Annotated in this window: 10 protein-coding genes; all 10 read left to right on the top strand. The window is 71.1% G+C overall.

All coding sequences use genetic code 11. The features are described 5' to 3' along the window. Positions 1 to 32: 32 nt before the first annotated feature. The 10 genes from ACFWN2_RS26045 to ACFWN2_RS26000 all read left to right on the top strand — a co-directional run bounded on the left by ACFWN2_RS26045 (position 33) and on the right by ACFWN2_RS26000 (position 13,009). Entirely contained in the window at positions 33 to 1,250 is a 1,218-nt protein-coding gene (locus ACFWN2_RS26045; RefSeq protein WP_382431565.1) for a PLP-dependent aminotransferase family protein, read from the top strand. Next, entirely contained in the window at positions 1,247 to 1,858 is a 612-nt protein-coding gene (locus tag ACFWN2_RS26040; protein ID WP_382431563.1) for a DsbA family protein, read from the top strand. Before ACFWN2_RS26045 ends, ACFWN2_RS26040 begins: the two co-directional genes overlap by 4 nt. A 434-nt stretch (positions 1,859 to 2,292) precedes the next feature. Then, positions 2,293 to 2,598 carry a chorismate mutase family protein gene (locus ACFWN2_RS26035; protein WP_382431562.1) on the top strand — a complete coding sequence of 102 codons (306 nt, stop codon included), beginning with the start codon at positions 2,293 to 2,295 and terminating at the stop codon, positions 2,596 to 2,598. Between the two features lie 34 nt (positions 2,599 to 2,632). Further along, on the top strand, positions 2,633 to 4,669 hold the full coding sequence (pabB, locus tag ACFWN2_RS26030; protein WP_382431560.1) for an aminodeoxychorismate synthase component I: 2,037 nt from the start codon (positions 2,633 to 2,635) through the stop codon (positions 4,667 to 4,669). Continuing rightward, complete coding sequence (locus ACFWN2_RS26025; RefSeq protein WP_382431558.1) at positions 4,666 to 5,559, top strand: prephenate dehydrogenase/arogenate dehydrogenase family protein; 894 nt, start codon at positions 4,666 to 4,668, stop codon at positions 5,557 to 5,559. The genes pabB and ACFWN2_RS26025 overlap by 4 nt, the downstream gene beginning before the upstream one ends. Beyond that, a complete protein-coding gene (locus ACFWN2_RS26020) occupies positions 5,556 to 7,235 on the top strand; it encodes a class I adenylate-forming enzyme family protein (protein ID WP_382431556.1) in 1,680 nt (559 codons plus the stop codon). Before ACFWN2_RS26025 ends, ACFWN2_RS26020 begins: the two co-directional genes overlap by 4 nt. Before the next feature lie 98 nt (positions 7,236 to 7,333). Further along, entirely contained in the window at positions 7,334 to 8,392 is a 1,059-nt protein-coding gene (aroF, locus tag ACFWN2_RS26015; protein ID WP_382431554.1) for a 3-deoxy-7-phosphoheptulonate synthase, read from the top strand. 88 nt (positions 8,393 to 8,480) lie between these two features. After that, on the top strand, positions 8,481 to 10,457 hold the full coding sequence (locus ACFWN2_RS26010; protein WP_382431552.1) for an FAD/NAD(P)-binding protein: 1,977 nt from the start codon (positions 8,481 to 8,483) through the stop codon (positions 10,455 to 10,457). A gap of 322 nt (positions 10,458 to 10,779) precedes the next feature. After that, positions 10,780 to 12,201: an adenylosuccinate lyase family protein gene (locus ACFWN2_RS26005; protein WP_382431550.1), complete on the top strand. Its 1,422-nt coding sequence runs from the start codon at positions 10,780 to 10,782 to the stop codon at positions 12,199 to 12,201. 4 nt (positions 12,202 to 12,205) lie between these two features. Then, positions 12,206 to 13,009, top strand: coding sequence for an isocitrate lyase/phosphoenolpyruvate mutase family protein (locus tag ACFWN2_RS26000; protein ID WP_382431548.1), 804 nt, complete (start codon positions 12,206 to 12,208; stop codon positions 13,007 to 13,009). The last annotated feature ends 93 nt before the right edge of the window (positions 13,010 to 13,102 follow it).

The raw sequence follows: 13,102 nt of genomic DNA, 5'->3' as shown, positions 1-13,102 counted from the left end.
ATTCCGCGACACACTGAGAGGAGGAGTCCGCGATGGATCCCTCAGAGAGATTCAGCAACCGCAGCAACGGTCTGCGCGCCTCGGAGATCCGGGCGCTGTTCGCCGTGGCGGCCCGCCCCGGCGTGGTGTCGCTGGCGGGCGGCATGCCGGCCGCGGACGCGCTGCCCAGCCAGGTGCTGGCGCGCATCCTCGGTGAGGTCGCCGCGGAGCCCGGCGCGCTGCAGTACGCCACCGGGCAGGGCGCTCCCGGCCTGCGCGAGATGATCTGCGGCGTGATGGCCCAGGAGGGCATCACCGCCGACGCGGACGACGTCGTGATCACCACCGGGGCGCAGCAGGCGCTCGACCTGGTCACCGCCGTGCTGGCGGACCCCGGCGACGTCGTGCTCGCCGAGTCGCCCGCCTACGTCGGCGCGCTGGCCACGTTCTCCGCGCACGGCGTCCACGTCCGGCACGTCCCCGACGACGGCGCCGGCCTCAGCGGCCCCGCCATCGCCGAGGTGGTGGACCGGGCGCGCAGGTCGGGCCGGCGCGTGGCGTTCCTCTACACGGTGCCGAACTTCGGAAACCCGTCCGGCGTCACGCTCAGCGCGGCGCGGCGGGCCGAGGTGCTCGCCACCTGCGACCGGATCGGGCTGCAGGTCGTGGAGGACAACCCGTACGGGTTGCTGCGCCTGGAAGGCGAACCACTGCCGGCGATGCGCGCCGCACACCCCGGCGTCGTGTACCTGGGGTCGTTCTCGAAGATCCTGGCGCCGGGCCTGCGGGTCGGCTGGGCGCTCGCCCCCGCGGAGGTCACCGGCAAGCTGGTGCTGGCCGCCGAGGCCGCGATGCTCTGCCACTCGGGACTCGCCCAGGTCGCCGTGGCCCGGTACCTGGCCGACGAACCGTGGATCGACCACGTGAAGGCGTTGCGCGAGCTCTACTGGGAACGCCGGCAGACCATGGTCGCGGCGCTCTCGGCGCTGATGCCGCGCGGCACCCGGTGGCAGGTGCCGGAGGGAGGCTTCTTCCTCTGGCTCGCGCTGCCGGACGGCGTGCGGGCCAAGGCGATGCTGCCGCGGGCGATCCAGGAAGGTGTGGCATATGTCCCCGGAACGGGTTTCTTCGCCGACGGCAACGGTGACGACCACCTCCGGGTGTCGTATTCATATCCAGAACCGGATGCCATCACGATCGGCGTGCGCAGGCTCGCCCGCGTCGTGAAGGAAGCCGCCGAACCGCAACCGAACCGGAGAACACCCTCATGACGGCCCAGAAACCGCGCGTCGACTTCTACTTCGACCCGGCCTGCCCGTTCGCCTGGATCACGTCCCGCTGGATCCTCGAGGTGGAGCAGCACCGCGACATCGACCTGTCCTTCCAGGTCATGAGCCTCTCGGTGCTCAACGAGCACAAGGAGATCGAGCCCTGGTACCGCGAGTTCTGCAACAGGGCCTGGGGCCCGGTGCGGGTCGCGATCGCCGCCGCCGAGAAGTACGGCGACCAGGTCCTGCGCGAGCTCTACACCGAGCTCGGCACGAGGATCCACAACGGCGGCAACAAGGACTACCCGGTCGTCATCGCGGAGGCACTGGCCGCGCTCGACCTGGACCCGTCCCTCGCCGAGGCCGCCGGCTCCGACGCCCTCGACGAGAAGCTGCGGGCGTCGCACCACCGCGGCATGGACCCGGTGGGCGAGGAGGTGGGCACGCCGACGATCCACATCGACGGCGTGGCCTTCTTCGGCCCGGTCTTCATGTCGATCCCGCGCGGCGAGCAGGCAGCCCGCCTGTTCGACGCGGCGGTGGAGCTGGCCGCGTACCCCCGGTTCTTCGAGCTGAAGCGGACCCGCACAGGCGAGTTCGACTTCAGCTGACACCACACCGGCGAGGCCTCTGGGAGACACGACCCAGGGGCCTCGCCGCGTACCCAGACCCCGCACCTCCCGCCGACGAGGCCTCCGGACGCACGAGCCGGAGGCCTCGTCGCACATCTGGACGGCGGCCCCCTGGACACACGAGCCAGGGGCGCCGCATGCCCCTTCGGTGTGGCCGCTGGACGCACGAACCCAGCGGCCACACCGCACACCCGGCCGGCGCGGCCCGCTGACGCACCACCCAGCGGCCACACCAACAACCCCGCTGACGCACCACCCAGCGGCCACACCCCAGACCCCACACCTCCCGCAGGCGTGGCCCTTGGACGCACGAGCCAGGGGCCACGCCGCACACCCCCAGACCCCACATCCCCGCCGACGAGGCCTCCGGACGCACGAGCCGGAGGCCTCGTCGCACACCCGGAGGTCCTGACATGACCGCACCCAGCACGGCCCCCGTCACCGACGACGCCCTGGAGGCCCTGCGCGCCAAGCTCGACGCGATCGACGTCGTGCTGCTCGACACCCTGCGCCGGCGCATCGGGGTGTGCGCGGACATCGCGGTGCACAAGCGCGAACACGACGTGCCGATGATGCAGCCGCACCGGATAGGCATCGTCCAGCGCCGGGCGGCCGACTACGGCCTGGAGCACGGCGTCGACCTGGACTTCCTGCGCAACCTCTACGACCTGATCATCGCTGAGACCTGCCGCGTGGAGGACGAGGTCATCGGCGCCTGAGCCACCGCGAGAGCTGCGAAAGGGCGGCCCCACCATGCGCACGCTTCTGATCGACAACTACGACTCCTTCACCTACAACCTCTTCCAGCTGCTCGGCGAGGTCAACGGCGTGGCACCCACAGTGGTCCGCAACGACGTCGACTGGTCGTCGATCGACGTGAGCGAGTTCGACGCGGTCGTCATCTCCCCCGGCCCCGGCAGCCCGGACGTCGACACCGACTTCGGGGTGAGCGCCAAGGCGATCCTGGAGAGCGGACTTCCGGTACTGGGCGTCTGCCTCGGCCACCAGGGCATCTGCCACCTCTTCGGCGGCACGGTCGGGCTGGCGCCTGCTCCGGTGCACGGGCGGGTGTTCCCGGTCGAGCACACCGGCGTGGACGTCTTCGCCGGGCTGCCCTCGCCGTACAACGTGGTGCGCTACCACTCGCTGGCGGCGACCACGCTGCCCGACTGCCTGGAGCCGATCGCCTGGACGGACGGCATCATCATGGGCGTCCGGCACCGCAGCCTGCCGATCTGGGGCGTGCAGTTCCACCCCGAGTCCATCAGCAGCGAGTACGGCCGCGAGCTCCTCGCCAACTTCCGCGACCTCGCGCTGTCCCGCGGCCGCGGGTACCAGGTGCACGTGCGCAAGGTGGCGGCGCTGCCGGACACGGAAGCGTTGTTCCGCAAGCTCTTCGCCGGCGGCAGCCGCCCGTTCTGGCTCGACAGCAGCTCGGTGATCGACGGCCTGTCGCGGTTCTCGTACATGGGTGACGCCTCCGGGCCGCTCGCCGAGTACCTGAGCTACCGGATCTCCGGGAACACGGTCACCGTCGAGAAGAACGGCACCACGACACAGGTCGAGTCGCCCTTCTTCGAGTACCTCGACCAGCAGCTCGCCGAGCGCGCCATCCCGACACCGGAGGGGCTGCCGTTCGACTTCAACCTCGGCTACGTCGGCTACCTCGGCTACGAGCTCAAGGTCGAGTCCGGTGCGCACGAGGTGAACGAGGCCGAGGAACCGGACGCCGCCATGGTGTTCGCCGACCGGCTGGTCGCGGTCGACCACGTCGCCGGCGAGACGTACCTGCTGGCGCTGAGCCTCGACGGCGCCGACGCCGACGCGCTGGCCTGGCTGTCGGTCGCGGGTGACCAGGTCGCCGCCACGTCGAGGGCCGCGGAGAAGGCTCCGCGGACGACGCAGTGGTCCGACATGAACTCGCCGGCGGCGCGCAAGGTCGCCGTGCTGCGGCACGACCACGACGCCTACCTCAAGCGCATCAACGAGTGCTTCCACGAGATCGACCACGGCGAGTCGTACGAGGTGTGTCTCACCAACGAGGTGAGCATGGACGTGCGGATCGACCCGCTGACGACCTACACGTACCTGCGCGGCATCAGTCCCGTGCCGTACGGGGCCTTCCTCGACTTCCCCGGTGTGTCGGTCATGAGCGCCTCGCCGGAGCGGTTCCTGTCGATCGGCGTGGACCGGGTCGCGGAAGCCAAGCCGATCAAGGGAACGCGGCCGCGTGGCGCCACACCGGAGGAGGACGAGGCCCTCAAGGCCGACCTGTTCTCCAACGAGAAGGACCAGGCCGAGAACCTCATGATCGTCGACCTGATCCGCAACGACCTCAACGTCGTGTCGGAGATCGGCTCGGTGCACGTGCCGAAGCTGTTCGACGTCGAGACCTACGCGCCGGTCCACCAGCTGGTGTCGACGATCCGCGGCACGCTGCGGGCCGACCAGTCGGCGGTGTCCTGCGTGCGGGCGGCGTTCCCCGGCGGCTCGATGACCGGTGCGCCGAAGCTGCGCACGATGGAGATCATCGACCGGCTGGAGGAGGGCCCGCGCGGCGTCTACTCCGGCGCGATCGGCTGGTTCGGCCTCAGCGGCGCGGTGGACCTCAACATCGTCATCCGCACGCTGGTGGCGACCGAGTCCGGTGTCCGCTTCGGTGTCGGCGGCGCGATCATCGCGCTGTCGGACGCCGAGGAGGAGTTCGCCGAGACCGCGGTGAAGTCCCGCGCGATGATCACCGCGATCGTCGACACGGCCCTCGAGACCGCGCTCGGGGACGTGGCATGACGACCCGCTGCGTCGTCGCCGGCGGCGACGGCGCGGTGGGCACGTTGTTCGTCGAACTGCTGACGGCCTCGGGCGCCGAGGTGCACGTGGCGGACAGCGCGTCCGGAGCCGACATCACCGCTCCGGACGCGCTGCTCGCCGCCGAGCTCGCCATGGCCGACGTCGTGGTGCTCGCGGTGCCGGAAACCGTGGCGCTGCAAGCACTCGGGCCGGTCACGGCGGTGCTCTCGCCCGGCGCGCTGGTCGTCGACACGCTGTCGGTCAAGAGCCGGTACGCCGAGGCGGCGACCACCGTGCGGTCCGATGTGGAGCTTCTTGGGCTCAACCCGATGTTCGCTCCCTCACTGGGTTTCCCCGGCCGGCCGGTGGCCGCCGTGGAGCTCGGCGGCGGCCCGCGCACCGAGGAGCTGCTGACGCTGCTGGCCGTCGCGGGTGCCCGCGTCGTCCGCGTGACGGCCGACCGGCACGACCGGCTGGCCGCGGCGACCCAGGCGCTCACCCACGCCGCCGTCCTGTCGTTCGGCGCGGCGCTGGCCGAGCTCGGCGTCACCGCCGACGAGCTCGCCGCGCTCGCCCCACCCCCGCACGCGACCCTGCTGGCACTGCTGGCGCGGATCGCGGGCGGTACTCCCGAGGTCTACTGGGACGTCCAGTCGGCGAACCCGTTCGCCGAGACCGCCCGCGACGCTCTGCGCGCGGGCACGGCCACCCTTGCCGCCGCGGTCGGCGCGGGAGAGGCCGAGTTCACCGATCTTCTGTCGGCTCTGCGTTCCGTTCTGGGCGATCGACTGCCCGGCTACGGCGCACTCTGCGCCCAGATGTTCCAGACGCAGAACGAAGCCGGCCAGAGCGAAGTACCTGTCATCACCGCGAGAAGGGAACCCACATGACCAAGTTCGCTCCCACCGTTCTCAACGTCGAACAGCGCGCCGTCGTCGCCGCCGACCCCACGATCGGCGGAGGCAACCTGCTCGCATCGGCCATCGCCGCGAGCCCCGCTCCGGACCAGCCGTTCCTGCGCACCCTGAGGCCGCTGCTGAATACCAAGGGCGAGCCGCAGAACGAGTTCAGCCTGCTGGAGCTCGACGAGCTCGTGCAGAGCTGGGCGGTCTGGTACTACGACGTCAAGGGTGTCCGCCCGCGCGACCGCGTGGTCGTGTGGATCGAGGACACCTTCGCCTACCACGTCCACTTCTACGCACTGGCCCAGCTCGGCGCCATCGCGGTGCTGATCAACACCAAGGCCTCCAAGGAGATCGCCGAGTCGCTGACCGGTCAGACCACCCCGGTCGGCATCTTCGCCGGACAGTCCCGAATGGACGTTCTGGCGGACTTCGCGGCGACGCTGCCGTCCGTCCGGTGGACGCAGGTGGCGGAGGAACAGCCCTACCCGCCGAAGGCCGAGCTGACGACGGAGATGAAGTTCCGGCACAACGACGAGGACCCGGTCACGGTCCTGCACTCGTCGGGCACCACCGGTCTCCCGAAGCCGACCATCCACACCCACGGCTCCATCGTCGCGGGCCCGAAGTTCCGGCTGGTCGACTTCAAGGAACAGCCGGGCGCGATGACCATGACCAGCCTCCCGCAGTCGCACCTGGGCTGCATCGCCTACACCGTGTACGCGGTGCTGTCGGGCTCGCAGACCACCGCGGGCTTCGACCGTCCGGGCGAGGAGCTGGCCGAGGCGGTCACCGAGTTCAAGCCGACCACGGTCATGTCGTTCGCCCACGCCTACTCCGAGATCCCCGCGCTGGACCTGGCGCCGGGAGCGCTGGACTCGGTGAACGTGTGGGTGTCCATCGGTGACGCGGTGCACGAGGCGCACATCAAGGACATCCTGGGCCGGCGCAGCCCGGACCTGCCGCAGTCGGCGTTCTTCGACCGGCTCGGCACGACGGAGCTCGGCTGGGGTGTGCTGCTCAAGATCCGCACGCTCGACACCGAGCGCAACGACCGCTGTGCGGGCAAACCGGTCGGGGTCGCCGAAGTGACGATCCTGCGTCCCGACGGCACGTACGCCGACGACAACGAGGTCGGTCTGCTCGCCGCCAAGGGCCCGGCCATCACGCCGGGCTACTGGGACAACCACGGCCTCAACTACAGCAGCCGCCTGTCGGGCTACTGGCTCACCGGCGACAACGGCTACCGCGACTCCAACGGCGACCACTTCCTGGTCGACCGCACGGTCGACGCGCTGGTCACCCCCGAGCGCACCGGTTACTCGGTGTTCATGGAGGAGATCCTGCTCGCCGACGTGCCGGACGTCGTGGACTGCGCGGTCGTCGCCGGCCGGGCCGACGGGATCGTCGTCCCGGTCGCGGTGGTCGTTCCCCAGCCGGGCACCGACCCGGATCCCGACAAGATGCTGCGGTTCGCCAACGAGGAGCTCGCCCGCGCGGGCCACCTCATGCTCGGAGCGCTCGAGCTGGCCCGCACCGACGACGACTTCCCGGTCGGCGTCACCGGCAAGGTGCTCAAGCGGAACCTCCGCGAGAAGTACGCCGACCTGCCCGCCTACACCACGTCCGCAGACCCCCGGTCGTTCGCCACCGTCCAGGCCTGACCGGTCGGTCCCACCCCCTGCTCGTGCCCCGCGGTGGTCCGTTGCCGCGGGGCACGAGTGTCCACTCCAGACTTTCTTCCGCGCCCAGGAGGCTCACCATGTCCAGTCAGTCGATCCTGTCGTTCGCCCCCGGCACCCCGGCTTCCCGCCTCAACGAGTGGCTGCAGTTCTTCGACACCAACGGCACCACCGCGCACCAGCAGTTCCTCGGCGACACGCCGGTGATCATCGCTCACGGTCCGGGAGTCGATACCAGGGCGCCCGAGTCGTTCACCGCACCGGTGGCGAAAGTCGCGGTGACGGGGGACTTCCGGCTGGGCCGCAGGGAGCTGCGCCCTCAGGGCACGATCGTGCGCATCGGCGACGCGGCCGTCGGCGACGGTTCGCTCAACGTGTTCGCCGGTCCCTGCGCGGTGGAGAACGAGCAGCAGCTGCTCGCCTGCGCCGACGTCGCGGCCAACTACGGGTCGGTCGGCCTGCGCGGCGGCGCGTTCAAGCCCCGCACCTCGCCGTACTCCTTCCAGGGCCTCAAGTGGGCCGGTCTGGAATTACTCGCCGGGGCGCGTCAGCACACCGGACTGCCGATCCTCACCGAGGTGCTCGACCCCCGCCACGTCGAGCGGGTCGCCGAGATCGCCGACGGTCTGCAGATCGGCGCGCGCAACATGCAGAACTTCGAACTGCTGACCGAGGTCGGCAAGTCCGGCCGGCCGGTGGTGCTCAAACGCGGCTTCGGCTGCACCGTCGACGAGACGCTGGCAGCGGCGGAGTACGTGCTGGCCCAGGGCAACGACCAGGTCATCCTGTGCGAGCGCGGCATCAGGACGTTCGAGCACGCCACCCGGTTCACGCTCGACATCTCGGCGGTGGCGCTGATGAAGCAGCGTTCGCACCTGCCGGTGATGGTCGACCCGAGCCACTCCGTCGGCATCCCCGCACTCGTCGAGCCCGTCTCGATGGCCGCGGCGGCCGCCGGCGCGGACGCCCTGCTGATCGACGTGCACGTCGCGCCGGAGCAGGCGCTGTGCGACGGCAAGCAGGCGCTGCTGCCGGACGACTTCGGCTCTCTCATGGGCAAGCTCGAGCTCCTCGCGATGGGGCTGGGCCGCAAGATGGCGGGCGTCATGCGCCCCGTTCTCGCCGACGTCGAGCGCTGATCTCTCCCATCCCCAACCCTTTTTCTTTCCCGACCGACTCCCCCACACCGCGATGGGCCGAGTGTGGTCGTGCCCTCTGGAGGACACCGTGACGCACATCTGCATCATCGGCGCGGGGCCGCGCGGGTTATCGGTGCTGGAGCGCCTGCACTCGACGGCCGCGGCGCAGAACCCACCCCAGCCGATCACCGTCCACGTCGTGGACCCGAACCTGCTGAGCGGCAGCGCGGTGTGGCGCGTCGACCAGTCCCGCGAGCTGCTGATGAACACCGTCGCAGCCCAGATCACCATGTTCGCCGACGAGACGGTCACCTGTGCCGGGCCGATCGTGCCGGGACCGAGCCTGCACGAGTGGGCGCGGTTCGCCGAGCACCTCGGCCCGGAGGACAAGCTGCCGGACTGGGTGCGCGCCGAATGCCGCGACCTCGGTGCGGACACCTACCCCACCCGCGCGTTGTACGGCCACTACCTGCGCTGGGTGCTGCGGCACCTGCTGCGGACGGCGCCGGCCAACCTGACCATCACCCTGCACACCGTCACCGCCGTCAACCTGACCGACGCCGAGGACGGCACGCAGGTCGTCGAGCTCGACGACGGCACCGTCCTCGAAGGACTCGACTCGGTGGTCCTCAGCCAGGGCCACCTGCCGACCATGATGTCCGAGTCGGAGTTCGAGCTCGCCGAGCACGCCGCCCGCAACGGGCTGAACTACGTCTCCCCCGGCAACCCCGCCAACGCCGACCTGTCGTTCGTCCAGCCCGGCGACGAGATCGCGTTGCGCGGCATGGGCCTCAACTTCTTCGACCACATGGCCTTGCTCACCACGGGACGCGGCGGCCGGTTCGCCCGCTCCGACGACGGATCGCTCACCTACCACCCCTCCGGCACGGAACCGGTGCTGATCGCGGGCTCCCGGCGTGGGGTCCCGTACACCGCTCGCGGCGAGAACCAGAAGGGAGCTTTCGGCCGGCACGAACCGCTCTTCCTGACACCGTGGGTGATCCGCACCCTGCGCCGGCGCGCGGAGCGGGGCCGTCCCGCGGACTTCCGCACGGAGGTCTGGCCGCTGATCGACCGCGAGGTCCGTTCGGTGTACTACACGGCACTGGTCGCCCAGCGCTCGTGCTCCTGCGAGTCCGAGGTGTTCTCCCGCCGGTACCGCGCGGTGTGCGAGGAGGAGTTCGCGAACACCCCCATCGGCGAACCGTTCGACCAGCAGAGGTCCGACGCGGAGAAGATGCTCCTCGACCGCTTCGGCATCGCGGAGGCCGACCGCTGGGACTGGAACGCCATCGCCAAGCCGTACGGCGACCTGGAGTTCGAGGACGCCGACTCCTACCGCGCGTGGCTCGTGTCGTACCTGAAGGAGGACGTGCGGGAAGCGTTGCGCGGCAACGTGCAGAGCCCCGTCAAGTCCGCTTTGGACGCCATGCGCGACCTGCGCAACGAGATCCGCCAGATCGTCGACCACTCCGGCATCAGCGGTGACTCGTACCGCGACGACCTGCAGAAGTGGTACACCCCCTTCAACGCCTTCGTGTCCATCGGCCCGCCCGTGCGGCGGATCGAGGAGATGATCGCGCTGATCGAGGCGGGCGTGCTGCGCGTGATGGGACCGGGCATGGAGGTCCGCCCGGCGCCCGACGGCGCCTCGTTCCTCGTGAGCTCGTCCCAGGTGCCGGGAGAACCGGTCCAGGTGACCACGCTGATCGAGGCGCGGCTGCCGGAGCCGGACATCCGCACCACCACGGACCCGCTGCTGGGCGGACTGCTCGCCCGCGGCGAGTGCGTGCTGCACCGCATCCCCATCTCCGGCGGCGGCTACTACGAGACCGGCGGACTGGCCGTCGGCCCGCGCCCGTACCCCGTGCTCGGCCCCGGCCGGGTGCCGCACCCGAGGCGGTTCGCCTTCGGCGTGCCGACCGAGACGGTGCACTGGGTGACGGCGGCGGGCATCCGTCCGGGCGTCAACTCGGTGATCCTCGCCGACGCCGACGCGGTCGCCCAGGCGTGCGTGGCGGTGGCGGTGGCCGTGCCGCGGTCGACGCTCATCGCCGGCTTCTGAGTTCGCCCTGATCCCGCGGGGCGCCGCACCTCCCCCGGCGGCGCCCCGCTCCCTCCAACCGCAACCCCTCGGCTTCTCCGCACCCCAGCTCCCACGCTCCCACTTCACCTCAACCCTCTCCGCTGCTCTCGCCGCTCCCGCCAACCTCACCCCTCGGCTTCCTCCCCACCCCAGCTCCCACGCCACCTCACCCCTCTCTGCCCCCTCTCCGCCCAGCCCTCCCCATCCAGCTCCCTTCACACCTCCAGATCGGAGTCGCCCCTGACCTGACTCCGCCCCGCTCCTCACCGTCATCCGACCCCCTTCCACCCAGGAGTCCGTCATGCCCGACAGCGCTTCCCGTGACAGCGCTTCCCTCGACAGCGGGCTCCTCGCCCCCGTGCGCGCCGGCGTCGTCGCCGCGCCGCTGACCGACGACGCCGCGTGGCTGCGCGCCATGCTCGACGCCGAGGCCGCCCTGGTGCGCGCCCAGGCGACGCTCGGCGTGGCACCGCGCCACGCGGCGGACGTCATCACGAAGGTCGCCACCACCGCGGAGTTCGACGTCGTCGCACTGGCCCGCGCGGCCCGCGGTGCCGCGAACCCCGTGGTGGCCGTGGTGAGCGCGCTCGGCACGGCCGTGGCGGAGATCGACCCGGCGGCCGCGCAGTACGTGCACCGCGGCTCGACGAGCCAGGACATCCTGGACACCGCCGCCATGCTCGTCGTGGCGCGCACCAACACCGAGATCCTCGAAGACCTCCGGCGGGTCGAGACCGCCGCGCTGCGGCTCGCCGCGGCACACCGCGACACCCTGATGGCCGGCCGCACGCTCGGCGCGCACGCCGTCCCCGTCACGTTCGGCCTCAAGGCCGCGGGCTGGGCGACGGCGGTGCACGACGCCGCGAAGCGGTTGAGCAGGCTGACCCTCCCGATCCAGCTCGGCGGCGCCGCCGGCACCCTCGCCGGCTACCTGGAGAGCGCGAAGGCGGAGTCGGGCGAAATCGCCGCGGACTACGCGCGACTGCTGGGCGAGGAGTTCGCCAAGCAGACCGGGCTGTCGGCACCGCTGCTCCCGTGGCACACCAACAGGATTCCCGTCGTCGAGACCGGGTTCGCCGCGGCGCTCGTCACCGGCGTGCTCGGCAAGATCGCCGTGGACGTGCAGGTGCTGTCGCGCACCGAGATCGGCGAGGTCGCCGAACCGTTCGCGGAGGGCCGCGGGGTGTCGTCCGCCATGCCGCACAAGCGGAACCCGGCGCTGGCCACCCTCATCCGCGCCGCCGCCACCCAGACCCCGGGCCTGATCGCGACCCTGGCGTCGTGCCTGCCCGCGGAGGACGAACGTCCCGCCGGCGCCTGGCACGCCGAGTGGCACCCGCTGCGCGAACTGCTCCGGCTGACCGCGGGCGCCGCCGAGACCGCCGTGGAACTGGTCGAAGGCCTGACCGTGGACGTCGAACGGATGCGCGACAACCTGGACCTCACGCACGGCCTGATCGTCTCGGAACGCCTTTCCGCCACCCTCGTGCCGCGCCTCGGCCGCACCGAGGCAGCGACGGCGATCCGCGCCGCGTCCCTCACCGCCCACCACACGAGGACGCCGCTGCACGACGTCCTCGCCGCCGACCCCGCGGTGACCGCGCACCTGTCCGCCACCGAACTCGCCGACCTCACCCGCCCCAGCGGCTACCTGGGTGCGGCGCAGGGCCTGGTCGACGAGACCCTGGCCGCTCTGGCGTGGCCCCGCACAGACACCGAATGAGGCGATGAAGTTGAACCAGAGAGCGACGACGTTCCGGAGCCTGCACGACGACGGCCTGCTGATCCTGCCCAACGCGTGGGACGCCGCCAGTGCCGCACTGGTCGAACGGGCGGGAGCGAAAGCGATCGCGACGACCAGTGCGGGCGTCGCGTGGTCACTCGGCCACCCCGACGGCCAGAAGCTCCCCCGGCACGAGGCGGTCGAGGCCGTCCGCAGGATCGCCGCCGCGGTCGACGTGCCGGTCACCGCGGACGTCGAGGGCGGCTACGACGACCTCGAAGCCACCGTCAGCGAGGTGATCGGCGCCGGCGCGGTCGGCGTCAACATCGAGGACTCGCAGAGCGACGGCACCCTGTTCGGCATCTCCGAACAGGGTGAGCGCCTGGCAGCAGCCCGTGCCGCGGCGGCCTCGGCCGGCCTGCCCGAACTGCTGGTCAACGCCCGGATCGACGTCTACCTGCTCGGCATCGGGGCACCGGAGGGCCGTCTCGACGAGGTGCTGGCCCGTGCCGCCGCCTACGCGGAGGCCGGAGCGGACTGCCTCTACGTCATCGGGCTGAGCGACCTCGACGCGCTCCGCCACATCGCCGAGGCGTCCCCGCTGCCCCTCAACGCGCTGGCCTTCCCCGGTGCACCGGCCGCCGCCGAGTTCGAGGCGGCGGGCGTGCGCAGGCTCAGCGTCGGCCCGCTCGTCGCCCAGGCCGCGTACGCCGTCGCCGAACGCGCCGCCGCAGAGCTCCTGTCCAAGGGCACCTGCTCCGAACTGGAAGGGGGTGTCGACTACAGCACTCTCAACGCGCTTTTCTGATCAGAAATAGACCCGTCTCCACCTCTATCGACTCGCTATCGAACCGCCCTGTCCAGACCGACAGCGCATGGAGGGAGGACCTAAAGAGCCGGT

This window comes from Lentzea sp. NPDC058436, assembly GCF_042721515.1.
In the GTDB taxonomy this organism is placed as follows: Bacteria; Actinomycetota; Actinomycetes; order Mycobacteriales; family Pseudonocardiaceae; genus Lentzea.
Note: the sequence above shows the minus strand (reverse complement) of the source record. Positions and strands in the feature narration are given on the sequence as shown.